At 62.6% G+C, this 26,824-nt stretch carries 22 protein-coding genes; 13 read left to right on the top strand and 9 right to left on the bottom strand.

The window, feature by feature from the left end:
* Positions 1-36: 36 nt before the first annotated feature.
* Positions 37-3,720 carry a tubulin-like doman-containing protein gene (locus ABIE20_RS14660; RefSeq protein WP_429505675.1) on the top strand — a complete coding sequence of 1,228 codons (3,684 nt, stop codon included), beginning with the start codon at positions 37-39 and terminating at the stop codon, positions 3,718-3,720.
* Between the two features lie 16 nt (positions 3,721-3,736).
* Positions 3,737-4,774, top strand: coding sequence for a hypothetical protein (locus ABIE20_RS14655; protein WP_429505674.1), 1,038 nt, complete (start codon positions 3,737-3,739; stop codon positions 4,772-4,774).
* Between the two features lie 12 nt (positions 4,775-4,786).
* Here ABIE20_RS14655 and ABIE20_RS14650 read toward each other — a convergent pair whose 3' ends face one another.
* Positions 4,787-5,188 carry a GFA family protein gene (locus ABIE20_RS14650; RefSeq protein ID WP_429505673.1) on the bottom strand — a complete coding sequence of 134 codons (402 nt, stop codon included), beginning with the start codon at positions 5,186-5,188 and terminating at the stop codon, positions 4,787-4,789.
* A 301-nt stretch (positions 5,189-5,489) separates the two neighbouring features.
* On the opposite strand from ABIE20_RS14650, the gene ABIE20_RS14645 reads away from it, so the two are divergent.
* From ABIE20_RS14645 to ABIE20_RS14605, 9 genes are all read left to right on the top strand, one after another.
* Positions 5,490-6,797, top strand: a complete 1,308-nt coding sequence (locus tag ABIE20_RS14645) for a CitMHS family transporter (RefSeq protein ID WP_429505672.1) — start codon at positions 5,490-5,492, stop codon at positions 6,795-6,797.
* Positions 6,798-6,872: 75 nt separating this feature from the next.
* Positions 6,873-7,640 carry a TerC family protein gene (locus ABIE20_RS14640; RefSeq protein ID WP_045200621.1) on the top strand — a complete coding sequence of 256 codons (768 nt, stop codon included), beginning with the start codon at positions 6,873-6,875 and terminating at the stop codon, positions 7,638-7,640.
* Positions 7,641-7,860: 220 nt separating this feature from the next.
* On the top strand, positions 7,861-9,519 hold the full coding sequence (locus tag ABIE20_RS14635; protein ID WP_429505671.1) for a Na/Pi cotransporter family protein: 1,659 nt from the start codon (positions 7,861-7,863) through the stop codon (positions 9,517-9,519).
* Between the two features lie 37 nt (positions 9,520-9,556).
* Entirely contained in the window at positions 9,557-10,933 is a 1,377-nt protein-coding gene (locus ABIE20_RS14630; RefSeq protein ID WP_429505670.1) for a M16 family metallopeptidase, read from the top strand.
* 72 nt (positions 10,934-11,005) lie between these two features.
* Positions 11,006-12,025: a DUF5924 family protein gene (locus ABIE20_RS14625; protein WP_429505669.1), complete on the top strand. Its 1,020-nt coding sequence runs from the start codon at positions 11,006-11,008 to the stop codon at positions 12,023-12,025.
* A 38-nt stretch (positions 12,026-12,063) separates the two neighbouring features.
* Complete coding sequence (locus ABIE20_RS14620; RefSeq protein ID WP_429505668.1) at positions 12,064-13,209, top strand: ABC transporter permease; 1,146 nt, start codon at positions 12,064-12,066, stop codon at positions 13,207-13,209.
* Between the two features lie 5 nt (positions 13,210-13,214).
* Positions 13,215-14,009, top strand: coding sequence for an ABC transporter ATP-binding protein (locus ABIE20_RS14615; protein WP_429505691.1), 795 nt, complete (start codon positions 13,215-13,217; stop codon positions 14,007-14,009).
* 1 nt (position 14,010) lies between these two features.
* Positions 14,011-14,949: an MlaD family protein gene (locus tag ABIE20_RS14610; protein WP_429505667.1), complete on the top strand. Its 939-nt coding sequence runs from the start codon at positions 14,011-14,013 to the stop codon at positions 14,947-14,949.
* The gene (locus ABIE20_RS14605; protein ID WP_429505666.1) at positions 14,946-15,569 is read left to right on the top strand and encodes an ABC-type transport auxiliary lipoprotein family protein; all 624 of its coding nucleotides are present in this window, start codon (positions 14,946-14,948) and stop codon (positions 15,567-15,569) included. The genes ABIE20_RS14610 and ABIE20_RS14605 overlap by 4 nt, the downstream gene beginning before the upstream one ends.
* Here the strand turns inward: ABIE20_RS14605 and ABIE20_RS14600 are convergent.
* From ABIE20_RS14600 to ABIE20_RS14575, 6 genes are all read right to left on the bottom strand, one after another.
* On the bottom strand, positions 15,551-16,780 hold the full coding sequence (locus ABIE20_RS14600) for a nucleoside recognition domain-containing protein (protein WP_429505665.1): 1,230 nt from the start codon (positions 16,778-16,780) through the stop codon (positions 15,551-15,553). The two genes, ABIE20_RS14605 and ABIE20_RS14600, sit on opposite strands and share 19 nt — an antisense overlap.
* Before the next feature lie 130 nt (positions 16,781-16,910).
* Positions 16,911-18,242 (bottom strand): glutamate/aspartate:proton symporter GltP, encoded by a 1,332-nt coding sequence (gene gltP / locus ABIE20_RS14595; protein ID WP_429505664.1) that lies wholly within the window; start codon positions 18,240-18,242, stop codon positions 16,911-16,913.
* A 748-nt stretch (positions 18,243-18,990) separates the two neighbouring features.
* A complete protein-coding gene (locus tag ABIE20_RS14590; protein WP_429505663.1) occupies positions 18,991-19,461 on the bottom strand; it encodes an inhibitor of vertebrate lysozyme family protein in 471 nt (156 codons plus the stop codon).
* A 2-nt stretch (positions 19,462-19,463) separates the two neighbouring features.
* On the bottom strand, positions 19,464-19,628 hold the full coding sequence (locus ABIE20_RS14585) for a DUF1328 domain-containing protein (RefSeq protein WP_010222609.1): 165 nt from the start codon (positions 19,626-19,628) through the stop codon (positions 19,464-19,466).
* A gap of 45 nt (positions 19,629-19,673) precedes the next feature.
* Positions 19,674-19,958 (bottom strand): hypothetical protein, encoded by a 285-nt coding sequence (locus ABIE20_RS14580; RefSeq protein WP_429505662.1) that lies wholly within the window; start codon positions 19,956-19,958, stop codon positions 19,674-19,676.
* A gap of 173 nt (positions 19,959-20,131) precedes the next feature.
* Positions 20,132-20,914: a BON domain-containing protein gene (locus ABIE20_RS14575; protein ID WP_429505690.1), complete on the bottom strand. Its 783-nt coding sequence runs from the start codon at positions 20,912-20,914 to the stop codon at positions 20,132-20,134.
* Positions 20,915-21,175: 261 nt separating this feature from the next.
* On the opposite strand from ABIE20_RS14575, the gene algB reads away from it, so the two are divergent.
* Entirely contained in the window at positions 21,176-22,522 is a 1,347-nt protein-coding gene (gene algB / locus ABIE20_RS14570; RefSeq protein WP_429505661.1) for a sigma-54-dependent response regulator transcription factor AlgB, read from the top strand.
* Positions 22,519-24,306: a KinB sensor domain-containing domain gene (locus ABIE20_RS14565; protein WP_429505660.1), complete on the top strand. Its 1,788-nt coding sequence runs from the start codon at positions 22,519-22,521 to the stop codon at positions 24,304-24,306. Before algB ends, ABIE20_RS14565 begins: the two co-directional genes overlap by 4 nt.
* 12 nt (positions 24,307-24,318) lie before the next feature.
* Here the strand turns inward: ABIE20_RS14565 and ABIE20_RS14560 are convergent, their stop codons facing one another.
* Both ABIE20_RS14560 and ABIE20_RS14555 read right to left on the bottom strand, forming a co-directional pair.
* Positions 24,319-25,938 carry an EAL domain-containing protein gene (locus tag ABIE20_RS14560; protein ID WP_429505659.1) on the bottom strand — a complete coding sequence of 540 codons (1,620 nt, stop codon included), beginning with the start codon at positions 25,936-25,938 and terminating at the stop codon, positions 24,319-24,321.
* A gap of 76 nt (positions 25,939-26,014) precedes the next feature.
* Complete coding sequence (locus ABIE20_RS14555) at positions 26,015-26,791, bottom strand: N-acetylmuramoyl-L-alanine amidase (protein ID WP_429505658.1); 777 nt, start codon at positions 26,789-26,791, stop codon at positions 26,015-26,017.
* Positions 26,792-26,824 lie beyond the last annotated feature (33 nt).

The following is a 26,824-nucleotide window of genomic DNA, read 5'->3' as shown; positions in this document are numbered from 1 at the left end:
CTCGGCCAGCCCAGCCAGGGCTCATGGAGTTTGAAGATGAACGAGAATGCACAACCTTCCGGCCCGGCGGCGCTGAACGCGGTCAGCGAGAAAATCCACCCGACGCTGTTCATCGCCCTGGGCGGTACCGGCATGAAGGTGAACATTCGCCTGCGCCGGCGCATTCTCAATGCGATCTGGGGCGGCAATAACCAGGTTCAGCAGATTGCCGATTTCCCTCTGGTGCAGTTCGTCAACTTCGACCTGGATGCCGGCGAAGTCACCCAGGACGGCAAGTCGATCAAAACCGACGTGCTTGCCGAGCAGGTCGCCTTCACCTCCGAAGAAAAGATCATCGAGCCGCTCAACCTGAGCAAGTACACCCACTCGATGGATGAGCTCAACCGTCATCGGGAAGTGGCCGAGTGGTTCCCGCTGACCCCGGACAAGATCCGCGCCCTGGGTATCGACCCGTCCAAGGGTGCCGGGCAGATCCGTGCGCTGTCGCGCCTGTACTTCTACGACAAGTACCCGGTGATTCGCGACAAGCTGCGCGACAAGGTCAACCGCCTGCTGGCCAACATCGGCGGCCATGCCGACAAGCTGAAAAAGCTCGGCCTGGAAATCGACCCGGGCAAGATCCGCATCGTCATCAGCGGCTCGGCCGCCGGCGGCACCGGCTCCGGCTCGTTCCTCGACATGGGCTACCTGGCCAAGGCGATCCTCAAGGAGAACAACATCGCCGGCAAGGTCGACCTGTTCTTCGTCCTGCCCGGCGGCTTCCATGCCTTCAACACCGAGCGCGTGCAGGCAAACGGCTACGCGGCGCTGATGGAACTGGAAACCAGCATGCGCGGCAACCGCCTGGTCAAACACTGGGACGCCACCGACAACCTGTTCATCGACAGCCGTCCGTACGACGACGTCTACATCGTCGACAACAGCAACGTCGCCCAGGCCAAGACCAGCGACCAGGAAGACATCTACGAGATGCTGTCGGACGTGCTGTTCACCGACTTCACCTCCCAGGACTTCGCCAACAAGAAGCGCTCGATCGCAGTCAACCAGAACCAGCACAAGATCCGTTCCTACACTGTGCGCCTGCCGCAGGATTACGGCGACGATACAGAGCTGCGCTTTCCGTGCTCGTACTCCGCGCTGGGCCAGGCTGTGCTCGACACCCAGATCGATGCGCGCCAGAACGTGCGCCTGAGCCGTCAGGTGCAGCAGATGCTCAAGGCCTTCTTCGGCATCGCCAACGCCGCGGTCAACGACAACCGGCCAACCGACCGCGAGCGCGACGACTTTTTGCGCGAGCAACTGAACGTCACCCCGCGCACTTTCACTGAGCTGCCGGACTTCCTCTCCAAGGTCGAGCTGACCCTGGCCACGGGCGAGTTCACCCACTATCAGGTGGCCGACGACCTGCTGCTGGTCGAGGGCGACAACAGTGTCACCGCGCAGATCGAGCAAAAGGTCGAGATGCTCTTCGAGCGCCTGCAGAACGGTGGCGCCGACAAGGATCAGTGGCTGACCCATGTACGCGAAATCCAGCAGCAGCTGGAGCGCGACACCAAGGGCAGCAACATCGACAGCGCCGAGCGCAACCACGAAGTGCGCATCAAGGAAAACCGCCAGCGTCGCCTGGCCGAACTGGTACGCGAAGACGCCCTGCCGGAAAAACTCTTCCGCCGCCTGGACGATGACGAACGTGGCGGCCTGGATTACACCCTGGCGCTGGTCGAGATGCTCAAGGACCGCCTTGAAAACGAAAGCAGCGGGATCATCCCGGCGCTTGAGAAGAACGCTGCGCGCTTCAAGGAGCTGGCCGAGAAGCTGGAGTCCTCGGAGCTGGCCCGCGAGTTCGAACGCCTCAAGGAAACCACTGGCGGCGGCCTGATGGCACGCCTGAGCGGCAAAGACAAACAAGCCGAGACCGTGCTCACCCAGGTCAAGGACACCCTGCGCGACAGTCTGCTGTTCTATGTTCGCCATGTGGCCGCTCGTGAAGCGGCGCAACTGCTGCGCGAATTGTCCGAATGGCTGGGCCGCAAGGAATCGGTCGACCATAGCGGTCGCGCGGTGTGGAACGGCTTCGTTGGCCGCCTGCAGGACGGACGCAATGCAGTCGACCAGCTGTTGCGCCGGATCGAAACCGATATCAGCAAGATCGACGCCAGCATCAAGGAAAAGCACGCCACCCTGATCCCCCTGGCCTTGGTGCAAAGCAGCGAGGAACAGGTCGTCGATGGCGCCCAGGTGCGCGAGTGGGCCAAGGATGCGTTCAAGGACTTCGGCGGTTCAAAGGTGCTGTTCGGCAAGCTGCAGGACGAAGAGGGCCAGGAAGAGCTGCTGAGCAAACTGCGCAACAAGGCCGTACATCAGCTGCCCAAGCAAACACAGGGCATCGACCCGCTGCTCAGCGCCCTGGCCGCGCTGACCCCGGACGAACAGCGGGAGAAATTCCGCCAGCTGCTGCAGCGAGCCATGCCCTGGGCGCCGCTGAACCTCACCGGCGGCTTCGGCATCGTCAAGGACCGCTACACCTGCCTGGTCGGCGTGCAAGATGCCAACGAGTTCAAGCGCACCTACGGCGCCATGCTCGCCCAGTGCCTGCCGCAGGGTACCGGCATGACCGCCGGGCAGATCCAGTTCGTCGAGTCCGGGACCCCGGGCAAGCTGATTTGCTTCACCGAGCTGAGCGGCTTCCCGCTGCCGGCCCTGACGCCGCTGCCGACCTACCTGGCCAGCTACCGCAAGGAAAGCACGACCATCCCGCTGCACAGCCACAAGCGCATCAGCCAGTTCGTACAGCCGATTCAGTTCACCCAGGAGCAGTACCGCCAGTTTGCCGAGGACTTCAAGCTGTACCTGCACGCGGTGGCTGTCGGTGTTCTGCGGCGCAACCCGTCGGAACGCTACGAGCTGATGATCGACCAGGACTACTTCAGCATCGGTGACGAGTTCGCGATCCGTCAGAACGGCCTGAACCAGGTGCAACGCAAGGACATCGAAGACCAGCTGCGCCAACGTTACGAACAACTGCGCAGCCCGCAACAGCTGGCGGCCATGGTCGCGCTGTTCGAAGACCTGCGCCGCGGCGCCTACAAGCCGCAGATGCGTCAGAACGAGCTTGGGGTGTCGTCGCTATACCAGACCTTCCCGTACAAGATCGCCGAACTGCTGAAGAACGAGTACGACAACCGCCTCAAGCGCCAGGCCCCGGATACCGCGGAACGCTTGGTAGAGCAGGCGCGAGCACTGCTGGAGCAATTCGCCGAACCGGTCAACGGCTCGCGTGCCGACGTCTACCGCGACGAAGTGCATGACGAGCACAGCGAAAAACGTACCCTGCGTAAGGAGTGCTTCAGTAGTGGCTGGCTCGATGGTCTGTTCCAGCCGGCCGCCAGCGCCGCACCGGCACCGATGCCCAGCATGGCTCCACCGCCGCCAGGCGTTGCCGGTAGCGCACCGCCACCAGCGGCCACGCCGCAGTTCAGCTACCACCTGAGCGTGGCCGGCAGCAATTACGGCCCGTACACCAGCAGCCAGTTGCAGCAGTATGTGCAGACCGGCCAGATCACCCGCGACAGCCTGCTGTGGCGTGAAGGTATGGCCGCCTGGCTGAGCGCCGGACAGATCCTCGAGCTGGCCCATCTGTTTGCCCCGGCCCCTGCTGCGGCGCCGCCGGTTGGAACACCACCGCCCGTCGCGCCGATGGCGCCACCGCCTGTGAACTGAGGAAGGCCTGAGCCCTATGTCCGCATCTGCGAAAAAACCGGCCTTTCCCCTGAACTGCGCCAATGGTGAGTGTGGCAAGGCCCTGTGCGGCCCGGTGCTGTTCTGTCCGTATTGCGGTGCCAGCAGCCAGGTGGTGGCCAGCGCACCGGTTGCCGCTCCGGCAGCCGTGGCAGCGGCCGTTGTCGCGAGCAAAACGCCGACAGCCCCAGCGCCGGTGGTCAAAGCGCCCGAGCCACCACGCCAGGTGACCATCTCCAACGCCGAGATCGAGCGCGCCGTAGCTGCCACCGCGCCGCCGCAAGCGCAGGTCGTGGCCCAGGTGAGCAAACCACGCAATGTCGCGCGCCAGGTTGCGCTTGCCATCGCCGTGCTGGTGGCGGTGGGCGGTTATGCGGCCTATCAGATGAACGCTCGCAAGGCCTTGCAGCAGTTCGAGGCAGAACTGGCCGCAGGGCAGGGCTGCCTGCGCCTGAACCAGTACAGCTGCGCACTGGAAAAGGCCGAAAGCGCCCTGCGCATTGAAAGCAAAGACCCGCGTGCCATCAGCTTACTGCAACGCGCCCAGGCCGGGCTCGAGGGGCAGCAACGCGATCAGCAGGCCCAAGCCCAGGCCGCCGCCGCTGCCGCCGCAAGCGCTGCAGCGACGCGCAAGGCAGCGGCCGAACAGGCGCAGCGCGAGCAGCAAGCCCGTGAGCTGGCGGCCAAGGAGCAACAGCTTCGTGACGAACAGACCCAGCTTGCCAAACGCCAGCAACAACTGGAGCAGCAGGCGCGCTCGGCGCCACCGGTGCAGCCACGGGTGACACCAGTAGCCCGGCCGGTGCAACGTCCGGCTGCGCCGGCAGCCAACGCCGGCCTGGTGGGCCAGCAACTGAGTCAGGCGCGCAGCGCCCTGGCCCGGCGCGACGGCGCCACCGCGCGCTCACTGGCTAATCGGGTGCTCAGCCAGGACCCGGGCAACCGTCAGGCGCAGATCATCCTGCGCCAGGCTGAGCAACTGCGCGGTCAGTCGTTCAACAGCCCAAAAGGCCTGGGCGGGGTGATCATCGAGTAAGCCGGCGAAGGCCTAGAGTGTCTCCCCGGCCTCGCCGGGCAGATGCTCGTCCAGGTGCAACCACGGCAGGCGGCTGGCAGTCCAGATGTGCCGGTTCGGCGCCGCCATCTGCGGCTGGTCGAGGGTGGTCACGGTAATATCAATGCTCTCCGGGCTCAGATCAGTGGTCAAAGCCACATGGGCCCCGCAACGGCTGCAAAAATAGCGCACACAGCTGGCAGACGAGTCGTAGCACTGCGGCGTACCGCTCAACCATTGAAAATCCTCGCAGCTCACCGTCAGCCAGGTGATCAGCAAACCACCACTGACCCGTCGGCATACCGAGCAATGGCAGTGGGCAACATCCGTCAACGGACCTTGAATCCGGTAGCGCAGGGCGCCGCAATGGCAGCCGCCTTCGTACGTATTACGCATCGCTCCCTCCAGTTGCTTGCTGGCTGATAGCCAACAATGCACCTCTCGTCGGCTTTGGGCCAGCGAAAGCTGGCTGAAAGCTTCCCGCCTTAGTATTGCCCCACTACCGGCACAAGACCGGTCAGCCAGGGCCCTGTGTTTCTTGCAGCGCCCGGCCCAATTAACAACAACAATGGTGATACTGATGCTTTCCTACGCCCGCCTCCCCGCAGCAATCCCTCCGTTATTCCACGCGCCGCGCCCTGTGCGCTGATCCGCCCGAATCGTTCTTCCTTCGACGCGCTACGCCTGGAGTACTCCCATGCTGACCTTCCTCGGCTTTGCCATGGTCATCACCTTCATGTACCTGATCATGACCAAGCGCCTGTCGGCCTTGATCGCGCTGATCCTGGTACCGATCCTGTTCGCCCTGTTCGGCGGTTTTTCCGCCAAGATCGGCCCGATGATGCTCGAAGGCATCAGCAAACTGGCGCCGACCGGGGTCATGCTGATGTTCGCGATCCTGTATTTCGCCCTGATGATCGACTCCGGCCTGTTTGACCCGGCCGTGCGCAAGATCCTCAAGCTGGTCAAGGGCGACCCGCTGAAAGTCTCGGTCGGCACCGCCGTGCTGGCCCTGGTGGTGTCGCTGGATGGCGACGGCGCCACCACCTACATGATCTGCGTGGCCGCCATGCTGCCGCTGTACAGCCGCCTGGGCATGAGCCCACGGATCATGGCCGGCCTGATCATTCTTGCCGGCGGCATCATGAACATGACCCCCTGGGGTGGCCCGACCGCCCGCGCGGCCAGCGCCTTGCATGTCGACCCGTCAGAGATTTTCGTGCCAATGATCCCGGCCATGCTCGCCGGTGTAGTAGCGCTGCTGGCTATTGCCTATATGTACGGCAAGCGTGAACGCGCACGTCTGGGTGAATTGCACCTGCCGGGCGATGAAATCGATCACAGCGAGATCAGCGTTTCGCAGTTCCCGGACGCCCGTCGTCCGAAGCTGCTGTGGTTCAACGGCGCGCTGACCGCCTTGCTGATGATTTCGCTGATCATGGGCCTGCTGCCGCTGCCGGTGCTGTTCATGATTGCCTTCAGTATCGCCATGATCGTCAACTATCCGTGCCTGCAGCAGCAGAAAGACCGCATCGCCGCTCATTCGGGCAGCGTGCTGGCGGTGACCGGTCTGATTTTCGCCGCGGGTATCTTCACCGGCATCCTTTCCGGCACCGGCATGGTAGACGCCATGTCCAAGAGCCTGCTGGCGGTCATTCCGGATGCGCTGGGGCCTTACCTGGCGGTGATTACCGCAGTGGTAAGCATGCCGTTCACCTTCTTCATGTCCAACGACGCCTTCTACTACGGGGTGTTGCCGGTACTGTCGGAAGCGGCCAGCCACTACGGCATCTCGCCGGTGGAAATGGCCCGCGCGTCGATCGTCGGCCAGCCCGTGCATCTGCTCAGCCCGCTGGTACCCTCTACCTACTTGTTGGTGGCCCTGGCCGGCATCGAGTTTGGCGATCATCAGCGCTTCACCCTGAAGTGGGCAGTGCTGATCTGCCTGTGCATAATGCTCGCCGCGCTGCTCATGGGAATTTTCCCCCTGTTCAGTAGCCTATAAGACAACAGAACCACCTAACCGCTGCCGCGCCCCATCGCCTGGGGCGTTGTGCTTACATCGTTCGAAGGAATACACATGGAATGGCTGACCAGCCCAGAGATCTGGGTTGCCTTTTTTACTCTGACGGCGCTTGAGATCGTTCTCGGTATCGACAACATCATCATGATCTCGATCCTGGTCAGCCGCATGCCCAAGCACATGCAGCAGCGCACCCGGATCTTCGGCCTGGCGCTGGCCATGGTCACCCGCATCCTCCTGCTGCTGTCGATCACCTGGGTCATGCGCCTGACCGCCGACCTGTTCGTGGTGTTCGGTCAGGGTATTTCCGGGCGCGACTTGATCCTGTTCTTCGGCGGCCTGTTCCTGCTGTGGAAAAGCTCCCAGGAGATCTACCACGGCCTGGAAGGTGAAGACGAAACCAGCGACGAGCCAAGCGGCGCCGGCGGCAAGTTCTTCTACACCATCATCCAGATCGCGATCATCGACATCGTCTTCTCCCTGGACTCGGTGATTACCGCGGTGGGCATGGTTTCCCACGTACCGGTGATGATCGCCGCGATCGTCGTCGCCGTGCTGGTGATGATGCTCTGCGCCGGCGCCATCAGTAACTTCATCGACAAGCACCCGTCGCTGAAGATGCTCGCCCTGTCGTTCCTGATAGTGGTCGGGACCGTACTGATTGCCGAATCCTTCGACGTTCACGTACCGAAAGGCTATGTGTACTTCGCCATGGCGTTCTCCCTGGCGGTCGAAGCGATCAACATCAAGATGCGCACGGCCATGGCCAAAAAGAAGCAACAGAGCGATCCGGTGAAACTTCGCAAGGACATCCCGGGTCAGTAATCCCGGCGCTGTTGAAAAGGGCCCTGCGCGGGGCCCTTTTTTTCATCCTGCGTCATGACAGTTTTGTTTCAAAGGCTGTCATGGCTATGCGATGCTGGCGCCACGGCCATTGGCCGACTACAGCTTAAGTGAGCACTGGGACAAACCGCCTGGTAGCAGGACAGGCTCACGGCATCATCCATTTGCCCCGCTGGGGCACAGTCAACAGGGGGCCTTTTCAATGCTGACCCTGCTCAATCTGCTTTCCGCCGTGGCGTTGCTGATCTGGGGCACGCACATCGTGCGTACCGGTATCCTGCGGGTGTACGGCTCGAACCTGCGCCGGGTGCTGAGCCAGAACATGTCCAAGCGGCCGCTGGCGTTTATCGCCGGCATCCTGGTCACGGCGATGGTGCAAAGCAGCAACGCCACGGCAATGCTGGTGACCTCGTTCGTCGGCCAGAGCCTGATGGGCCTGACCCCGGCGCTGGCGATCATGCTCGGCGCCGATGTCGGTACCGCGCTGATGGCCCGTGTGCTGACGTTTGACTTGTCATGGCTGTCGCCGCTGCTGATCTTTCTTGGGGTGATCTTCTTTCTTTCCCGTAAGCAGACCCGCGCCGGACAGATGGGCCGCGTCGGTATCGGCCTGGGTCTGATCATCCTCGCCCTGCAGCTGATCGTCGAAGCCGCGGCGCCGATCACCCATGCCCAAGGGGTGAAGGTGCTGTTTGCCTCGCTGACCGGCGATATCCTCCTCGATGCCCTGGTCGGCGCCCTGTTTGCCCTGATTTCCTACTCAAGCCTTGCCGCCGTGCTGCTCACCGCCACCCTGGCCGGCGCCGAGCTGATCAGCCTGCCGGTGGCCATCGGCCTGGTCATCGGCGCCAACATCGGCAGCGGCCTGCTGGCCTTTCTCAGCACCAGCATGCAGAACGCCGCTGGCCGCCAGGTGGCGCTGGGCAGCCTGCTGTACAAGTTGATCGGCCTGGTGCTGATCATTCCCGTACTCAATCCGCTGGTGGCGTGGATGGACAGCCTGAGCTTCAGCCCCCAGGAGCTGGTCATCGGCTTTCACCTGCTCTACAACACGCTGCGCTGCCTGATCCTGCTGCCGACAGTGACGCCTATGGGCCGCCTGTGCCGCTGGCTGCTGCCCGAACGCGAAGAAACCAACGGCCGTGCCCGCCCGCGCCACCTGGACGCTACCGCGCTGACCACGCCGAGCCTGGCCCTGGCCAACGCGGTGCGCGAAACCCTGCGCATGGGCGACCTGGTCGACAGCATGCTCGATGCCATGCTCAATGTGCTGCGCGGCACCCAGACCGCCATGACCCAACAGATGCGCGGCCTGGGCGAAGACGTCGAGGCGCTGTACAACGCGATCAAGCTGTACCTGGCGCAAATGCCCCGCGAAGACCTCAGCGAGCAGGACAGCCGGCGCTGGGCCGAGATCATTGAGCTGGCAATCAACCTCAAGCTGGCTGCCGACCTCATCGAGCGCATGCTGCGCAAGGTTCAGCAACAGAAGACCTCTCAACGCCGAGAGTTCTCCGAGGTTGGCCTGGAAGAACTCACCGGCTTGCATAGCCAGTTGCTGGCCAACCTGCGTCTGGGCCTGTCGGTGTTTCTCAGTGCCGATCCGGAAAGCGCCCGCCAGTTGCTGCGGGAAAAGCGCCGCTTCCGCGCCCAGGAACGGCGCCTGGCCCATGCCCATGTCAGCCGGTTGCAACGTAAAGTGGTGCAAAGTATCGAAACCAGCTCGTTACACCTGGAACTGATCGCCGACATGAAACGATTGAACTCCTTGTTCTGCAGCAGTGCCTATGTGGTATTGGGCGGCGCCGATACCGGCGGCCTGCTGCTCGACAGCGTGCCGGACGACGCTCATTCTCCCTGATAGCGACACCCCAAGAACTCCCGCAAGGAAGCTCGCCATGCGTTGCCTGATGTTCATTTGCCTGTTGCTGGGCTGCGCGCCCGGCTTTGCCCTCGACCGCTCCCAGGTCGAGGGCTACCTGCTGCCCAACGGCCTGCAGGTGGTGCTCAAGTCAGGTTATGAACGCAACCATGTGTCGATCCGCCTGGTGGTCGGCGTCGGCTTCGATGACTTCCCCTGCGAGCGCCAGGAGCTGCCGCACCTGCTCGAACACCTGCTGTTCAGCGGTATCGACGAGGGCGGTGAGGGCGGCCTGGAAGAGCGCATGCAAGCCCTGGGCGGGGAGTGGAACGCCTATACCAGCAGCGCCGATACCACCTTCGTCATCGAGGCGCCGGCACGCAACCAGCGCAAGGTGCTCGACCTGCTGCTGGCGGTGATCAACGACACCCAGATCGATGAAAAGGCCCTGGAGCTGTCCAAGCGCATCGTTGAACGCGAAGACGGTGGCCATTACTCGCACCTGCAGCGCTGGCTCGACCGCCAGGACCTCGGCCACCCGGCCAGTGACCAGTTGGCAGTGGAGTTGGGGCTCAAATGCGCCGAACGTTCGTCGATCGAGGACATGACCCTGGAGCAGGTCAACGACCTGCGCCAGCACTGGTACGCGGCCAACAACATGACCTTGATCGTCGTTGGCGGCCTCGACCGCCTGCTGCCGGCCTACCTGGAGCGCACTTATGGCGAGCTGCCAGCAGTCGAGCCGGGTGAGCGCCGGGTACTGGACGGCGTCACGCACAAAGCCCAGGCCCGCCGGGAGTTGGTCCGTGGCTGGCTGGGCGACAGCGCGCGCCTGCACTGGCTGTTCCTCGAGCCGGTACTGGACAACGACCATGGCCAGACCTGGGACCTGCTGCAGCGCTACCTCGATTGGGCGCTATACGACGAACTGCGGCTCAAGCACGGGTTTTCCTACGGCCCGTACAGCCAACGCGAGAGCTTCGGCGATACCGGGCTGATGGTGCTCAACGCCGACCTCGACCGCGCCGATGTCGATGCCGCCGAGCAAGCCCTGGCGGCCATGCTCGAGCGCCTGCGCAAGAACGGTCTGGACCCGGCGACCTTCCAGCGTATCAAGCAGGGTGCCATAGACCGCGAAGCCTGGTCGACCCAAGGCAATAGCGCCCTGGCCGATTACTATTGGGGCGCCTTGAACGATTTTGACGAAGGACGCTTTGCCGATCCGGCGCGGGCCTTGCGCAGGATCAGCCTGGAGGATGCCAACCGGGCCTTGCAGCAACTGCTGGCCGAGCCCGGCTATGTGCGGATCGAGAAGCCACTGCTCAGTTACGACGAGTTGTATGGCTGGGTGGCGCTGGCAGTGGGGGTATTGCTGGCCGGGGCGTTGATCTGGGGGCGGCGGCGTTCGCGCTGAAATCATCGCGGGGCAAGCCCGCTCCTACAGAGTATCCTGTGAAAGTTTTTACCTGACCTTGCGAACACTTTCATGCCTCTTTATCTGCAGCGCTTGATCGAGCTGATCAAGCGCTACCCCGGGGTCATCGCCCTCGGCGGTTTCGTCTCCGGCGTCGGCAGCTTCATCCTGGTCGATCGCCAGGAAAGCCTGGCCAGCTGGATTGCCATCGTCATGCTCATCAGCTGGATCTGGCTGATGCTGGAGAACACCGTCACCAAGGTCTTCGCCAAAGTCTTCAAACGCGAAATCCCCCAGCCGCTGCTGCGCTACGCAACGCAGATGATCCACCAGGAAAGCCTGTTCTTTGTCCTGCCGTTTTTCTTCGTCACCACCACCTGGAACAGCGGCCAACTGGTGTTCACCGGCATTCTCGCCGCCGCCGGGCTGATCTCGATCATCGACCCGCTGTACTACAAGTGGCTGGCCCCGCGGCGCTGGCTGTACCTGGCACTGCATACCCTGACGCTGTTTGCCGCGTTGCTCACCGCACTGCCGATCATCCTCCACCTGACCACCTCGCAGAGCTTCAAGCTGGCCCTGGGCATCGCCATGCTGCTGTCGTTCCCAAGCCTTGCCAGCAGCTTCCCGATCAGCCACTGGCGCCGAGGAATCATGCTGGTGGTGATGACCCTGGCCGTTGGTGCCGGCGGCTGGATGCTGCGCTCCTGGGTGCCGCCGGCCACCTTGTGGATGACCGAAGTTGCGGTCAGCACCCAGGTCGAGAACCGCACCCCGGGCAAAAGCCTGGAGCAGATCAAGGCCAGTGAAATACGCGCAGGCCTCTACGCCTTTACCGCGATCAACGCCCCGCGCGGGCTGAACGAGCGGATTTACCACGTCTGGCAATTCGAGGGCAAAGAGGTCGACCGTATCGCCCTGGACATCCATGGCGGACGCAAGGAAGGCTACAGGGCCTGGACCCACAAGCAGAACTTCCCCGGCAACCCGGTGGGGCGCTGGCAGGTGCGGGTGCTCACCGAAGACGGCCAGGTCATCGGCGTACTGCGCTTCAAGGTGGTTGACGATGGTCAAGCGCCCGCGGCCGAGTAACGCTATGCTCTGAGGCTGCGAACCGTTGGTCGGACTGCATGGAGCCTATGACTACACACGCCAGCGCCACCCTGGACACTGCGAGCAGCCCGCCACGGCTGCGGATAGCCGGTGACTGGACCCTGGCCAACTACACCAGCCTCAAGCGCAGCAGCGACAGCCTGGTCGGCCAGTACGACCCATCTACCGAGGTCGACCTCGACCAGCTCGGCAAGCTCGATACCGCCGGTGCGGCGTTGCTGGTCGAGCTGCTGGGCGCCGAACGCCTGGCGCGCCTGACCGAAACCGCCACGCACTTGCCAGCGGCCAGCCAGGCGCTGCTCAAGACTGTGTATTGCTCGGTGCAAGACTTCTGCATCCCGGAAAAACAACCCGAGCGTTCGGTACTGATCCAGCTGCTCAGCCGTATCGGCCGCGCCGTCGATACCCTCTGGCAGGACACCCTGCAGATCCTCGGCTTCGTCGGCCTGATCCTGCAAACCCTGTTCCTGCGCCTGTTCCAGCCCAAGCGCTGGCGGGTCACCTCGGTGGTTGCGCATATCGAGCAGACTGGCCTGGACGCCGCGCCCATCGTTGCCTTGCTGACCTTTCTGGTGGGGGCGGTGGTGGCCTTTCTCGGCGCCACAGTGCTGGCCAGCTTTGGTGCCAGTGTCTTCACCGTCGATCTGGTGGCGTTCTCGTTCCTGCGTGAATTCGGCGTGCTGCTGACCGCTATCCTGATGGCCGGGCGCACCGCCAGTGCCTTTACCGCGCAAATCGGCTCGATGAAGGCCAACGAAGAAATCGACGCCATCCGCACCCTGGGCCTCGACCCGGTTGAACTGCTGGTGGTGCCGCGGGTGCTGGCACTGCTGATCGCGCTGCCGTTGCTGACCTTTGTCGCCATGCTTTGCGGCATTATCGGCGGCGCGGTGGTGTGCGCGCTGTCGCTGGGTATTTCGCCGGCGATGTTCCTGTCGCTGCTGCAAAGCGATATCGGCGTGCAGCATTTTCTCGTCGGTCTGGTCAAGGCACCGTTCTTCGCCTTCCTGATCGCCGCCATTGGCTGCCTGGAAGGCTTCAAGGTCAGTGGCAGCGCCGAATCGGTCGGCGCCCACACCACCTCCAGCGTGGTCCAGTCGATCTTCGTGGTCATCGTCCTGGATGCCGTGGCGGCGCTGTTCTTCATGGAGATGGGCTGGTGAGCGAGATCGACACAACGCCACGCGAAGCGGTGATCGAGGCCCGCGGCATCTGCAACCGCTTCGGCACCCAGAGCGTGCACGAGCAGCTCGACCTGGACTTGTACCGCGGCGAAATCCTCGCCGTAGTCGGCGGCTCGGGCAGCGGCAAGTCGGTGTTGCTGCGCAGCATCGTCGGCCTGCGCCGGCCCAACGAAGGCCAGGTACGGGTGTTCGGCCAGGACTTGAGCAACGCCAGCGACGAGCAGCGTTCGCTGGTCGAGCGGCGCTTCGGCGTGCTGTTCCAGAAGGGCGCGTTGTTCTCGTCGTTGACCGTCACCGAAAACGTCGCCTTGCCGCTGATCGAACACGCGGGCCTGAGCCGCGCCGATGCCGAGCACCTGGCCGGGGTCAAGCTGGCGCTGGCCGGCTTGCCGATTTCGGCGGCAGACAAATACCCCTCGTCACTGTCCGGCGGCATGATCAAGCGCGCGGCCCTTGCCCGGGCACTGGCCTTGGACCCGGACATCCTGTTCCTCGACGAACCCACCGCCGGCCTCGACCCGATTGGCGCGGCGGCCTTCGACCAGTTGATCCTGACTCTGCGCGACGCCCTGGGCCTGAGCGTGTTCCTGATTACTCACGACCTCGATACGCTCTACACCATTACCGACCGCGTCGCCGTACTGTCGCAGAAGAAGGTGCTGGTGGCCGGGCCTATCGCCGAGGTCGAAGACACCGACGACGCCTGGATTCACGATTATTTTCATGGCCCGCGTGGCCGCGCGGCATATCAGGCCGCTACAGCGCCCAAGGAGCTCTGAGATGGAAACCCGTGCACATCATGTCCTGATCGGCCTGGTCACCGTGCTGGTGGTGGCCGGCGCCATGCTGTTCGGCCTGTGGCTGACCAAGTCCAGCGTCGACAGCACCTTCAAGGATTACCAAGTGGTGTTCAACGAAGCCGTTTCCGGTTTGTCCCGGGGCAGCTCGGTGCAGTACAGCGGCATCAAGGTCGGCGATGTCACCAGCCTGCGCCTGGACCCCAACGACCCGCGCCGGGTCCTGGCCCAGGTGCGCCTGAGCGCCGACACACCGGTCAAGGAAGACACCCTGGCCAAGCTGACCCTGACCGGCATCACCGGCACCTCGTTCATCCAGCTCAGTGGCGGCACCCCGCAAAGCCCGGAGCTCAAGGGTAAGGACGGCAAACTGCCGGTGATCGTCGCCTCGCCGTCGCCGATCGCCCGCCTGCTGGACGACAGCAGCGACCTGATGACCAACATCAACGCTCTGGTGCACAACGCCAACCAGCTGTTCTCCGAAGACAACGTCACCCACCTTAGCAACACCCTGAGCAATCTTGAACAGACTACCGGCGCCTTCAACGACCAGCGAGGCGACATCCGCGAGGGCATCCAGCAACTGGCCCAGGTCGGCAAGCAGGCCGGCGCCATGCTCGAACAGACCAGCGAGCTGATGCGCAACGCCAACGGTCTGCTCAGCAGCCAGGGCAAGCAAATGTTTGGAAGTGCCGAGCAGGCCATGCAGTCGTTGGCGCAAAGCACCGAAACCATCAACAAGCTGCTCAATGACAACCGCGATGCCATCGACGGCGGTGCCCAGGGCTTCAACCAACTGGCACCGGCAATCCGCGAGCTGCGCGACACCCTGACCTCGCTCAAGGGCATCTCCCAGCGCCTGGAGGCAAACCCCAGCGGCTACCTGCTGGGCCGTGACAAAAACAAGGAGTTCGAGCCATGAGCCGTACCTGCCGCTACCTGGCCCTGACCACTTTACTGAGCCTGAGCAGCGCCTGTTCGATCCTGCCCCAGGCCGAACCTGCCGACGTCTATCGCCTGCCTTCGGCGCAGACCACCCGGTCGGTGACGCACAGTGCGCCGTGGTCGCTACGGATCAACAAGCCGATCGCCAGTGATGCCCTGAACAGCCCACGCATAGCCGTGGTGCCGCAAGGCAACCTGATCAGCAGCTACAAGGGCGCGCGCTGGAGCGACCCGGCACCGACTCTGCTGCGCAACCGCATGCTCGATGCCTTCCAGCGTGACGGCCGGGTGCAGCGCCTGAGCGCCGACGACAGCAACCTGCAAAGCGATTATGAAATTGCCGGCGAACTGCAGGCCTTCCAGAGTGAGTACAGCGCCGATGGCCTGGCCGTGGTGATCCGCTACGACGCCCGCCTGGTGCAGGGCCGTAGCCAGCGCATCCTTGCCAGCCAGCGCTTCGAAGTACGCCAGCCGTTGAGCGACAAGCAGGTTGGCGCGGTGGTCAGCAGCTTCGGCTCAGCCAGCGACCAGTTGATGAAGCAGCTGGTCGACTGGACGGTGAACCAGGCCGCTCAACTTCAGGCGAAGAACCAGTAGCAGACAAAGATCGCCGCGATCACCCCGGACAGCTCCGCCAGCAGCGCGCAACCCACCGCATGGCGGGCGCGCTGGATGCCGACGGCGCCGAAATACACCGCCAGAACGTAGAAGGTGGTTTCGGTGCTGCCCTGGATGGTCGCTGCCACCAGGGCAGGGAAGCTGTCGACGCCGTGGGTCTGCATGGTTTCGATCAGCATCGCTCGCGCCGCACTGCCGGAAAACGGCTTGACCAGCGCCGTGGGCAAGCCCTCGACAAAGCGGGTGTCCCAGCCCAGCCACTCAACTGCATGACGAATGCCGTCCAGTGCCAGCTCCAGGGCCCCTGAGGCGCGCAGCACGCCGACGGCGCAGAGCATGGCAACCAGATAGGGCAACAGGCTTTTGGCGACGTCAAAGCCCTCCTTGGCGCCTTCCACGAAGGTTTCATAGACCTTCACCCGCTTCAGTGCGCCGATCACCAGGAACAGGATGATCAGGCCGAACAGGGTCAGGTTGCCGAGAATCGACGACAGCCCCGCCAGCGCGGTGGCCGACAACGTGCCGAGAAACGCCATGAAGCCGCCCAGCAGCAGGGCCCCCGGGATCAGGTACGCCAGCACCACCGGGTCCCACAGGCGCAGGCGCTGCATCACCGCCACCGACAACAGGCCGACCAGGGTCGAGGCGCTGGTGGCGAGCAGGATCGGCAGGAACACCAGGGTCGGGTCCATCGCCCCTTGCTGGGCGCGGTACATGAAGATGGTCACCGGCAGCAGGGTCAGCGACGAAGCGTTGAGGACCAGGAAGAGGATCTGCGCGTTGCTGGCGGTGGTCGAGCTGGGGTTGAGCTCCTGCAGCGCACGCATGGCCTTGAGGCCGATGGGCGTGGCGGCGTTGTCCAGGCCCAGGCCGTTGGCGGCAAAATTGAGGGTGATCAGGCCCAGGGCCGGGTGGCCGGGCGGGACTTCCGGCATCAGCCGGGCGAACAGCGGGCCGAGGACCTTGGCCAGCCACTCGACGATGCCGGCCTTTTCGGCAATCTTCAAAAAGCCCAGCCACAGGGTCAGAGTGCCGAACAGCAGGACCATGACCTCAACCGAGAGCTTGGCCATGGCAAAGATGCTTTCGACCATTGCCGCGAAGATCCCGGCGTTACCGCCCACCAGCCATTGGGCCATGGCCGAAATGGCCGCGACGATGAAAAAACCAAGCCAAAGGCCGTTGAGCATCCGTTGTTCCCCCCAAAGATGGCGCAAATGATAGCGGGCCGGGTTGGCTTCGCGCCATAAACGTCGACTTACCCACGCCAACAAAAAAGCCCCGACCAGGTCGGGGCTTTTCTTACAGCCAGGTTAGCGCTTACTTGCTGGCAGTTTTGCCAGCCGGTACGGCTTCCTTGCTGCGCCAGTGCGGCAGCGAGTTCCAGTAGCGCTGGCCCTTGGCGTCGTCGTACATACCTTCCCAACGCGCAATAACCAGTACCGCCAGGGCATTGCCGATAACGTTCAGGGCGGTACGGGCCATGTCCATGATGCGGTCAACACCGGCGATGAAGGCCAGGCCTTCCAGCGGGATACCGACGCTGCCCAGGGTGGCCAGCAGGACCACGAAGGACACGCCCGGTACGCCGGCGATGCCTTTGGAGGTAACCATCAGGGTCAACACCAGCAGCAGTTGCTGGCTCAGCGACAGGTCGATGCCGTACAGCTGGGCGATGAAGATCGCCGCGATGCTCTGGTACAGGGTCGAACCGTCAAGGTTGAACGAGTAGCCGGTCGGAACCACGAAGCTGCAGATGGCTTTCGGCGCACCATAAGCTTCCATCTTCTCGATCACGCGCGGCAGCACGGTTTCGGAGCTGGCGGTGGAGTAGGCCAGGACCAGTTCGTCCTTGAAGATGCGCATCAGCTTGATCACCGAGAAGCCGAACAGGCGGGCAACCAGGCCAAGGACCATGAAGGCGAAGAAGGCGATGGCGAAGTACACCAGCAGTACCAGCTTGGCCAGCGGCAGCAGCGAGGCGAAGCCGAAGTTGGCTACGGTCACGGCGATCAGCGCGAACACACCGATTGGCGCGTAGTTCATGATCATGTGAGTGACCTTGAACATGGCTTCGGAGACGCCCTGGAAGGTTTTCACCAGCGGGTCGCGGATGTCTGCCTGCAGGCTCGACAAGCCCAGGCCAAACAGTACCGAGAAGAAGATGATCGGCAGCATTTCACCGCGCATCAGCGCCGCGAAGATGTTCGACGGGATCAGGTTGAGGATGGTCTCGATGAACGCATGTTCATGTTGAACCTCCGCCGCCGTGGCCTGGTACTTGGAGATATCAACGGTACCCAGCGTGCTCATATCGATGCCAGCGCCCGGGTGGAACAGGTTGGCCAGGACCAGGCCGACGACGATGGCGATGGTGGTCACCACCTCGAAGTAGATAATGGTCTTGAGGCCGATACTGCCGAGTTTTTTCGCATCGCCAACCCCGGCGATACCCACGATCAGCGACGAAATCACGATCGGGATGACGATCATCTTGATCAGGCGAATGAAGATGTCACCGGCAGGTTGCAGGACGTTACTGATCCACCATGCCTTTTCTGCACTGAAATGGTTCAGTAAAGCGCCGATTGCAATCCCCAGTACCAGACCGATGAGGATCTGCCAGGCGAGGCTTAGCTTTGCCTTCTTCATGTCGTTACCTTTTCTTCAAGTGGAAACGGCCACCAGGCTGATAACCGCGACCCAGAGCTGTTGCCAGCGATCCGTATCGTTTCTTGTTATCTACCGATGACATCGTAAAAGGTCACCGCAAGCGAGCGTAGGAACGCTCAGGCCAGCGAAAAAAGGCGCAACTATTCCCACGTGGGGGGGCTCCGTCTAATGCCGTAAATGACTACCCTATGCCGAATCGGCATGAGGTTTATCGGCCAAATCGTACGTCACAATGGGTTATTCGCCTACCGTTCGGAAATCCGACGATGGCCAAAGCGCCATAATCCGGCCGATATAGAGGTATGTGCCTGGGTGACAAAGGGCGTTGTTCGACAATCCGAATGGGTGAAATCGCCGCGACTTTGCCAGGACGGCAGGGCGAAAAAATATCGATGTACGGTCGAGCAAAAATATGCGTCGACAGCTTCGGTAGGAAAAAACGAATGTGTTGCGGGGAAAAGGCGATTGCCTCAAAGAGCGCTACGGAAGTCCGGTCGGACACCTCTGCCTGAAGGCAGTAATCCGACCCGGAACTTCCGCTACCGCTTTACCTGACCCGGCCCTCATCGGGGGCACTCCCTGTACCCCTAGGCCCCTCCGATCCTGAAACAATCAGAGCAGCCCGGCCCCCTGGTCATACGCCTGCCTTCCTCGGGCGGCGCAGCATAGAAGCCTGAAATGGAAAAAGGTTCAGCTTCTATATATGTACCGATGTGTGAGCAACACCTCAGTACCAGTTCGGATCCCGCTTGAGTTGCTCCTTGAGCAGGGCCTGCATGCCTTCGCCCGGCTTGCCCAGCCAACGGTAATCGGCGTGGCGTGTGGGCGACTTGTCGGACGGCAGGCCTTCGGGCACTTCCACCAGCATCCCGTAGGCTTCGTCCTTGTCCCAACTGAAGGCAACGATCAGACGCTTGTTCAGGCATTTCTGCTCGGACTCGCACAACGGTCCGACCAGATACTTGTCGCCATCCTCCTCAACCGCCGACATCTGTTGCTCGGAAGTACCGCTCAGGTTGAGGACCCATTCGGGCAAACGTTCTTCATCTTTGACCACGTCCTGCCAGGTTTCCCGGTATTCGGGGTCCGAGCCAAGGATCTGGTTGGCCCGAACCTGGCCGTCATTGGCCGCCATTGCCACTGCGCTGCCGCCCATGATCAGGGCGGCAACCAGGGCTCTGCCTAGCGTTGTGCTCATACTCAGCCCCTACCGCGGCGACCAAAGAAGAAGGACACCACGAACAGCACCAGGAAGATAATGAACAGAATCTTCGCGATACCGGTAGCGGCGCCGGCGATACCACCGAAGCCCAGCACGGCAGCGACAATGGCGATAATCAGGAAGGTGATGGCCCAACTCAACATGGTGATTCTCCTTACCGTTTTTGGAAGAGGTCCTTGGGTGCTCGGTTAAAACACCCAGCGATCACGAGGTGCAGCGGTGTCAACAACGGCTGGAGTGGTCACTGGCGTAGACAGTGCAACTCGGGCCTGCAGCGGTGCAACGGAGCGCTGCGCCTGAACCTGTGCCACCAGCGCTGCCTGGGCAGCCAGCTGCTCGGCGCTGCGCGCGGTTTCCCAGCTGTTGTAGAGCTGACCGCCAATCAGGGTCAGCAGCAGCGCCAGACTGAAAAACAGCCCCTGGCGCAGCTGAAGCGAAGAAACCTGCACTAGGGTGGCGGTTTGGCGGTTCATGCCGTGCTCCTCCTGCTGCGTTTATTGTTGACTTGATGTAGTCATTGCAGCCTGCATGCCAGCCCTTGAAACAATTTTTTATCTTTGCAAATCAATAACTTACTTACATCGCTCGATCTCGGCGGAAACGTATCCTGCACGATCGGGCTAAAGCGTTCGTGCGTTTTGCATGATCAGCCTTGCACCTTGGTTGCCACCTTGAGCATGTCGGCATCTACCCCGCGTACCCCGCGAATCTGCCGGGCCACCTCGACGGCAATGGTCTTTTGCTCGCTGCTGACCACCTCGCCAGACAAACGCACCACTCCCTCCTGGGTCGCCACCTTGATGTTCGGGCCATCCAGGTTGCGGCTGAACATAAAGCTTGTCTGCACCTTGTCATTGATCCAGGCGTCGCTGAGCTGCGGATCGGCCACCAGCTCCTGGCGCTCTTCGCGCAGCTTGGCCATGTCGGCCGCACTCAGGCTGATCAGGTTGTTGACCAGATAAACGCCCTCGGTGGAACTGGCCAATACCCCCGCCAGCTCCTTGGCTTCGGCGCTGCTGACCTGGCCGCGCAACGTGACCACGCCCTCACGACTATCTACTTCTATAGGGGCCGCCTGGGTATGGGTGCTCCACAGCAGGCGCGCGCGAATGATCGAGGCGAGGGTTGCGTCCTCAAGGCGCTGGGCATAGGCGCGCCGCTCGAGCGGTTGCTCGACCAGTTCGGCATTGACCTTGAGGTCGTTCTGCACCGCCTCGATGCCGCGGGTGGCCAGGGCAACGGCTTCGGCCAGCTGCCGCTCCACCTGGTTTTCGACTTCGCCTTGCAAATGCGCCATGCTGCCCTCGACCCGGACCTCGATCTTGTACGGGTTGAGTAAGCGATTGAGCGCCAGCGCCGTTTGCAAGGCGCCTTCCTGGCGCGCCTGCTGCACGCTGGAAGCGGGTGATTCGGCGGCGCTGCTGGCCATCGGCAGCAGCAGGAACAGGGCAGTGGCGACTGCCAACGGATAGGGCGCGGACATGAGAAAATCTCCGAGGGCTCAGAGTCTTTTGTCTTTGCAGCGTCCGTGCCAGTTCCTTCCGGGTCAACAACCGCTGATTTTTCAGTGAGTTAGATAAGTTTTGGGCGAACGGCTACCATGCAGGCAACGGAATGAATCAGAATGAACCATGCAACTTGCCCGATTTTTCCGACACTAACCTAGATCATTCTCAAAGGAGCGTAGGAAATGGAGTCAGCCCAGGAACATCAAGGCCGTATTCTGCTGGTCGACGATGAGTCCGCCATCCTGCGAACCTTTCGTTACTGTCTTGAAGACGAAGGCTACAGCGTTGCCACCGCCAACAGCGCGGCGCAGGCCGAAACCCTGTTGCAACGGCAAGTCTTCGACCTGTGTTTCCTTGACCTGCGCCTGGGCGAAGACAACGGCCTGGATGTTTTGGCACAGATGCGTATCCAGGCGCCATGGATGCGCGTGGTGATCGTCACCGCGCATTCGGCGGTCGACACTGCGGTGGATGCGATCCAGGCCGGCGCCGCCGATTATCTGGTCAAGCCATGCAGTCCGGACCAGTTGCGCCTGGCTACCGCCAAGCAGTTGGAAGTCCGCCAGCTATCGGCACGCCTGGAAGCCCTCGAAGGCGAAGTGCGCAAACCCAAGGACGGTCTCGACTCGCACAGCCCGGCGATGATGGTGGTGCTGGAAACCGCTCGCCAGGTCGCCACCACCGACGCCAACATCCTCATTCTTGGTGAGTCCGGTACCGGTAAAGGTGAACTGGCCCGCGCCATTCACGGCTGGAGCAAGCGTGCGCGCAAGGCCTGCGTAACCATCAACTGCCCGTCGCTGACTGCCGAGCTGATGGAAAGCGAGCTGTTCGGCCACAGCCGCGGGGCCTTTACCGGCGCCAGCGAAAGCACCCTGGGGCGGGTCAACCAGGCCGACGGCGGTACCTTGTTCCTCGATGAAATCGGCGATTTCCCACTGACCCTGCAGCCCAAGCTGCTGCGCTTTATCCAGGACAAGGAATACGAGCGGGTCGGCGACCCGGTAACCCGCCGCGCCGATGTGCGGATTCTCGCCGCGACCAACCTCAACCTCGAGGACATGGTCCGCGAAGGGCGCTTTCGCGAAGACCTGCTGTACCGCCTGAACGTCATCACCCTGCACCTGCCGCCGTTGCGTGAGCGCAGTGAAGATATCCTCACCCTGGCCGACCGCTTCCTCGCCCGCTTCGTAAAGGAGTATTCACGCCCGGCCCGGGCCTTCAGCGACGAGGCTCGCGCCGCGCTGCTCAACTACCGCTGGCCAGGCAATATCCGCGAGCTGCGCAACGTGGTCGAACGGGCGAGCATCATCTGCGCCCAGGAGCGCGTCGAGATCAGCCACCTGGGCATGGCCGAACAATCGGCCAGCAATGCCCCGCGCATTGGCGCGGCGCTGAGCCTGGATGAGCTGGAACGTGCCCATATCGGTGCGGTACTGGCCACCAGTGAAACCCTCGACCAGGCCGCCAAGACCCTCGGAATCGACGCCTCGACCCTGTACCGCAAGCGCAAGCAGTACAACTTATGAAACTGGCGATGAAGCTGCGCACGCGGCTTTTCCTCAGCATTTCGGCGTTGATCACCGTTGCGCTGTTCGGCCTGCTGCTAGGCCTGGTCAGCGTGCTGCAAATGGCCAGCGCGCAACAGGCGCTGGTGCGCGAGAACTCGGTCACCCTCGACCTGGGCCTGAGGCTGCGGCAGAACCTGGGTGAGCAGTTGACCCTGCTGCTGGATGACGTCCCGGACAAACCGGCCCTCGAAACCTTGCAACGCCAGTTTCAGCAACTACTGGACGAAGGCATCAACCATGACGACGAGAGCCCGGGCGATCAGGGTTTTGCCAAGGCCAACATCGACTACCAGGCCTTCTTGCAGGCTTACCGCAACAGCAGTGCAACCTCGAAAAGCCTGGGCGCCGACCAACCGCTGGGGCATGCCTTCAACCTGCTGCGCGCCGACCTGGTCGAGTCGCACAAACGCGCCTTGCAGCACATCAACGAAAGCGAGCAGAAGGCCCATGACCGCGCCCTGTTGATTGGTGGCTTGCTCGGCCTGGTGGGCCTGACAGTATTGATTCTCGGTTTTGTCACCGCCCATGGCATCGCCCGCCGGGTCGGCCAACCGATCGAAGCACTGGCCAAAGCAGCCGACCAGATCGGCCAGGGCAACTTCGAGCTCACCCTGCCGGTATCCCACGCCCTTGAGCTGAACCAGCTGACCCGCCGCTTTGGCTTGATGGCCGAAGCCTTACGCAAGCATCAGGCGACCAACATCGACGAAGTTCTGGCCGGCCAGCAGCGCTTGCAAGCGGTGCTCGACAGTATCGACGACGGCCTGCTGATCATCGATCGCCAGGGTCATCTGGAGCACCTCAACCCGGTCGCCCAGCGCCAATTGGGTTGGGAAGATGCCCGCCTGGGCACAGGCCTTGGCGATGCCCTGCAACGCCCGGAGCTGGACGAGCAGCTGCGCCTGGTACTGCGCGGCGGCACCCTGGACAGGGTGCCTGACGACCTCCGCCTGGAAATAGATGAAGAAACCCGGCTGCTTTCCTACAGCCTGACGCCGGTATGCCACCCGCAAGGGCAGATTCTCGGCGCGGTGATGGTGCTGCACGATGTCACCGAGCAACGTGCCTTCGAACGGGTACGCAGCGAGTTCGTCCTGCGCGCGTCCCATGAACTGCGCACCCCGGTGACCGGCATGCACATGGCTTTCGGTTTGCTACGCGAGCGCCTGAAATTTGCCCCCGGCTCGCGGGAAGCCGACCTGTCCGACACCATCGGCGAAGAAATGCAGCGCCTGAATCAGCTGATCAATGACCTGCTGAACTTTTCTCGTTACCAGAGTGGCCTGCAAAAGCTCGAACTCACCCCCTGTGCCATCGACGAACTGCTGGGGCGCGCCTGTGAGCGTTTCGCCGCCGCAGCCAATGACAAGCAAATCGAGATACAGATCGAGCTCGCCGCGCCGCTGCCGCGCATCCAGGCCGACCCGGCGCAACTGGACCGGGTCATGGACAACCTGCTCGACAACGCCGTACGCCATACGCCAACCGCCGGGCGCATCCGTTTGCATGCACGCCGCCACGCCGAACGGGTGATCATCAGCATAGAAGACAACGGTGAGGGCATTGCCTACGGCCAGCAGGGCAGGATCTTCGAGCCTTTCGTCCAGGTCGGACGCAAGAAGGGCGGCGCCGGGCTGGGCCTGGCGCTGTGCAAGGAGATCGTCCAGTTGCATGGCGGGCGCATGGGTGTGTATTCGCGGCCCGGGCAAGGCACTCAGTTCTATATGGCCTTGCCAGTCTGAATCGCCTGCGGCTCAGGCTTCGTCATCGATGCGCCGGGGCCCGAGCCGCCGGCCACGGGTGATCAGCTCGATGAACTGACGGGCGTTGAGCGGGTGGGCGAACAACCAGCCCTGGCCGTAATTGACCCCTTCACTGTTAAGCAACAGGGCCTGGTCTTCATACTCGATACCTTCGGCAATCACCCGCAACTGCAGGGCATGGGCCATGCGGATAATGTGCGGCGCCACACCGCTGCTGGCTGCGTCATGCCCCAGGGCATCGATAAAAGCCTTGTCGATCTTCAGGCAATCGACCGGCAAGGTTTGCAGGTAGGCCAGGCTGCAGTAGCCAGTACCAAAGTCATCGATCAACACCTGGTGCCCGACCGCGCGCAAGGCTTGCAGGTTGTCCCGGGCCACCACCACATCGATCAACCCACGCTCGGTAACCTCGAAGGCAATCTGGCTGGCCGCCACGTGGTGCATGGCCAGCAGGCGTGCCGCCACCCGGCCGATTCTCGGCACCATCACATCGCAAGCGGCCAGGTTGACCGAAATGTACAGCTGGCGGTTGGCGCGCAGCAACTGGCCGAGTTGCTCGAGCACCCGCTGGAGGACGAAGTCTGTGATCTGGCGGATCTGCCCAGTATTCTCCGCCAACGGGATGAACAGGTCCGGGCTGGTCAGCGTGCCGTCCGAGCGACGCCAGCGCACCAGGGCTTCGGCACCGACACAACGGCGGCTGTTGAGCTCGAAAATCGGCTGGTAGAGCACCTGCAGCTCGCCCCGACGCAGCGCGCCCTGTAACTCCGAGCTCATCGAACGACGTTGGCGAATCAGTTGTAACACCAGCCAGCCAATGCACCAGGCCAGAACCAGGCTACCAGGGAACAGCAGCCAGAGAATGCCGTTCATCTTCAGCGGCATGCTGGCCCTGGGCGCGATCAGCACCAGTTGATAGTCCGGTGACTTGGTCGGCATGCGGTAAATCAACCGGTCAGGCAACTCCAGCAGCGACCCGCTGGAAGCCGGCGGCCAGTCCGCGGACGGCGGCCAGACCTGCGGCGGGCCCAGCACCGGCACCGCGCGCGTGCCGTTGTCGAGTACGACCAGCAGGCTGCCTTCGGGTGGCAGGTCAACCACGTCGGTGATGTGCCCGCGAGAGGTGGCGACCAGGAACTTGCCGCGGCCCAGCATCAGCGCCGCCAGGTTGTCATCGGGTTCGGTGGTAGTGTTGAGCCAGTAGCTGTAGGTCGGGCCCTGGATATCTGCAGGCCGCAAGGGATTGATGGTGCGCTCACCAACCCGGTTGGAACAGGCGACATTGCCATCGACGTAAGCGGCTTCATAGACGAAGCGATAGTTGAAGGCGACCTGCTGCAATGCCGTCAGCATGTTGGCATCGCAACCTCGCAACGGTTGCGATTGCAGTTGATCGACACCTTCGCGCAATTGGCCGAAGATCTGCTCCAGGCGCACGAGAAAGCGCTCGCCCTTGGCGTTCATCTGCTCGATTTCGCTTTGCTGCATCTGGTGCATGGCCACGCCGACGCTGGCCATGAGCAGCAGGATCGCGCTGGCCGTAGCCGCGAGTGTGGCCAGTAACCAGGGACGATAGAGCAAATGGCGCAACACCGAGAGGGCAGCTGACATCAATAATTATCCAGTTGAATACCAAGAGGTATAGCAACTGCCAGTCGAGTCAGCCTGCCCGTTGGGCGGTGGGGGCTCAACGACGGCTGTTGAGCACCTGCAACATGGCCGCCGTCTGGGCGTCTGGCATGCCATCGAAGCGCTGCGGACGAAAGCGCATCTGGAAGGCTGCCAGCACGTGCTTGGTGCTCACATCGTACTCACCGGTTTGCTCGATGGCGTAGCCAAAGCGCTTCAACTGCTGCTGATACCAGGTGATGCTCGGTGGATTGACGCTGAAGTAGGCTTGCTGCTGGGCCACGGCCTGGGCGTTCGGCCAGACCCCAAGACCTGCGTCCGCCAGGCGCTTCCAGGGGAACATCGGGCCCGGGTCGAGCTTGCGCAGCGGCGCGATATCGCTGTGGCCGATGATGTAGCGCGGCTTGATGTTGTTGCGCTTGACGATGTCCTTGAGCAGGACGATCAGCGCCTGGACCTGCGCCTCGGTGTACGGGTGCCAGACCCGCCCTGTCGGTGTGTCGGTATAGCCGGGGTTGACGATCTCGATGCCGATCGAGGTGGAGTTGAGCCAGGTACGGCCATCCCACTGGCTGTCACCGGCATGCCAGGCACGGCGGCTCTCGTCGACCAGCTGGTAGACGGTCGCCGGCGAGTCGCCGATCAGGTAATGGCTACTGACCTCGCCGTGGGTGAGCAAGTTCAGTGAACGCTCCAGCGAAGCGTTGGTGTAATGCAGGACGACGAACTGGATTCGTTCGTCCTGGTTGACCGAAGTATGGCTGCGGTCGATCCGCAAACCGCTGGTGCAACCTGCCAGCGTCAGCAGCAGGAGGGCGGTGAAAAACGCTTTCATGAAGAGGGCACTGTGATCAGAGTCTGCAAAGCG

It is taken from the genome of Pseudomonas sp. 2835 (genome assembly GCF_050435905.1).
Taxonomy (GTDB): Bacteria; Pseudomonadota; Gammaproteobacteria; order Pseudomonadales; family Pseudomonadaceae; genus Aquipseudomonas.
Note: the sequence above shows the minus strand (reverse complement) of the source record. Positions and strands in the feature narration are given on the sequence as shown.

What these genes read in the sequence shown, in the direction of transcription:
- ABIE20_RS14640 (WP_045200621.1), top strand. Translation starts at nt 6,873, where the DNA reads ATGGAATGGCTGACCAGCCCAGAGATCTGGGTTGCCTTTTTTACTCTG.
- ABIE20_RS14555 (WP_429505658.1), bottom strand. Translation starts at nt 26,791, where the DNA reads ATGAAAGCGTTTTTCACCGCCCTCCTGCTGCTGACGCTGGCAGGTTGC.
- ABIE20_RS14660 (WP_429505675.1), top strand. Translation starts at nt 37, where the DNA reads ATGAACGAGAATGCACAACCTTCCGGCCCGGCGGCGCTGAACGCGGTC.
- ABIE20_RS14635 (WP_429505671.1), top strand. Translation starts at nt 7,861, where the DNA reads ATGCTGACCCTGCTCAATCTGCTTTCCGCCGTGGCGTTGCTGATCTGG.
- ABIE20_RS14565 (WP_429505660.1), top strand. Translation starts at nt 22,519, where the DNA reads ATGAAACTGGCGATGAAGCTGCGCACGCGGCTTTTCCTCAGCATTTCG.
- ABIE20_RS14650 (WP_429505673.1), bottom strand. Translation starts at nt 5,188, where the DNA reads ATGCGTAATACGTACGAAGGCGGCTGCCATTGCGGCGCCCTGCGCTAC.
- ABIE20_RS14580 (WP_429505662.1), bottom strand. Translation starts at nt 19,958, where the DNA reads ATGAACCGCCAAACCGCCACCCTAGTGCAGGTTTCTTCGCTTCAGCTG.
- algB (WP_429505661.1), top strand. Translation starts at nt 21,176, where the DNA reads ATGGAGTCAGCCCAGGAACATCAAGGCCGTATTCTGCTGGTCGACGAT.
- ABIE20_RS14560 (WP_429505659.1), bottom strand. Translation starts at nt 25,938, where the DNA reads ATGTCAGCTGCCCTCTCGGTGTTGCGCCATTTGCTCTATCGTCCCTGG.
- ABIE20_RS14585 (WP_010222609.1), bottom strand. Translation starts at nt 19,628, where the DNA reads ATGTTGAGTTGGGCCATCACCTTCCTGATTATCGCCATTGTCGCTGCC.
- ABIE20_RS14605 (WP_429505666.1), top strand. Translation starts at nt 14,946, where the DNA reads ATGAGCCGTACCTGCCGCTACCTGGCCCTGACCACTTTACTGAGCCTG.
- ABIE20_RS14590 (WP_429505663.1), bottom strand. Translation starts at nt 19,461, where the DNA reads ATGAGCACAACGCTAGGCAGAGCCCTGGTTGCCGCCCTGATCATGGGC.
- ABIE20_RS14575 (WP_429505690.1), bottom strand. Translation starts at nt 20,914, where the DNA reads ATGGCCAGCAGCGCCGCCGAATCACCCGCTTCCAGCGTGCAGCAGGCG.
- ABIE20_RS14610 (WP_429505667.1), top strand. Translation starts at nt 14,011, where the DNA reads ATGGAAACCCGTGCACATCATGTCCTGATCGGCCTGGTCACCGTGCTG.
- ABIE20_RS14655 (WP_429505674.1), top strand. Translation starts at nt 3,737, where the DNA reads ATGTCCGCATCTGCGAAAAAACCGGCCTTTCCCCTGAACTGCGCCAAT.
- ABIE20_RS14645 (WP_429505672.1), top strand. Translation starts at nt 5,490, where the DNA reads ATGCTGACCTTCCTCGGCTTTGCCATGGTCATCACCTTCATGTACCTG.
- ABIE20_RS14625 (WP_429505669.1), top strand. Translation starts at nt 11,006, where the DNA reads ATGCCTCTTTATCTGCAGCGCTTGATCGAGCTGATCAAGCGCTACCCC.
- ABIE20_RS14630 (WP_429505670.1), top strand. Translation starts at nt 9,557, where the DNA reads ATGCGTTGCCTGATGTTCATTTGCCTGTTGCTGGGCTGCGCGCCCGGC.
- gltP (WP_429505664.1), bottom strand. Translation starts at nt 18,242, where the DNA reads ATGAAGAAGGCAAAGCTAAGCCTCGCCTGGCAGATCCTCATCGGTCTG.
- ABIE20_RS14620 (WP_429505668.1), top strand. Translation starts at nt 12,064, where the DNA reads ATGGAGCCTATGACTACACACGCCAGCGCCACCCTGGACACTGCGAGC.
- ABIE20_RS14600 (WP_429505665.1), bottom strand. Translation starts at nt 16,780, where the DNA reads ATGCTCAACGGCCTTTGGCTTGGTTTTTTCATCGTCGCGGCCATTTCG.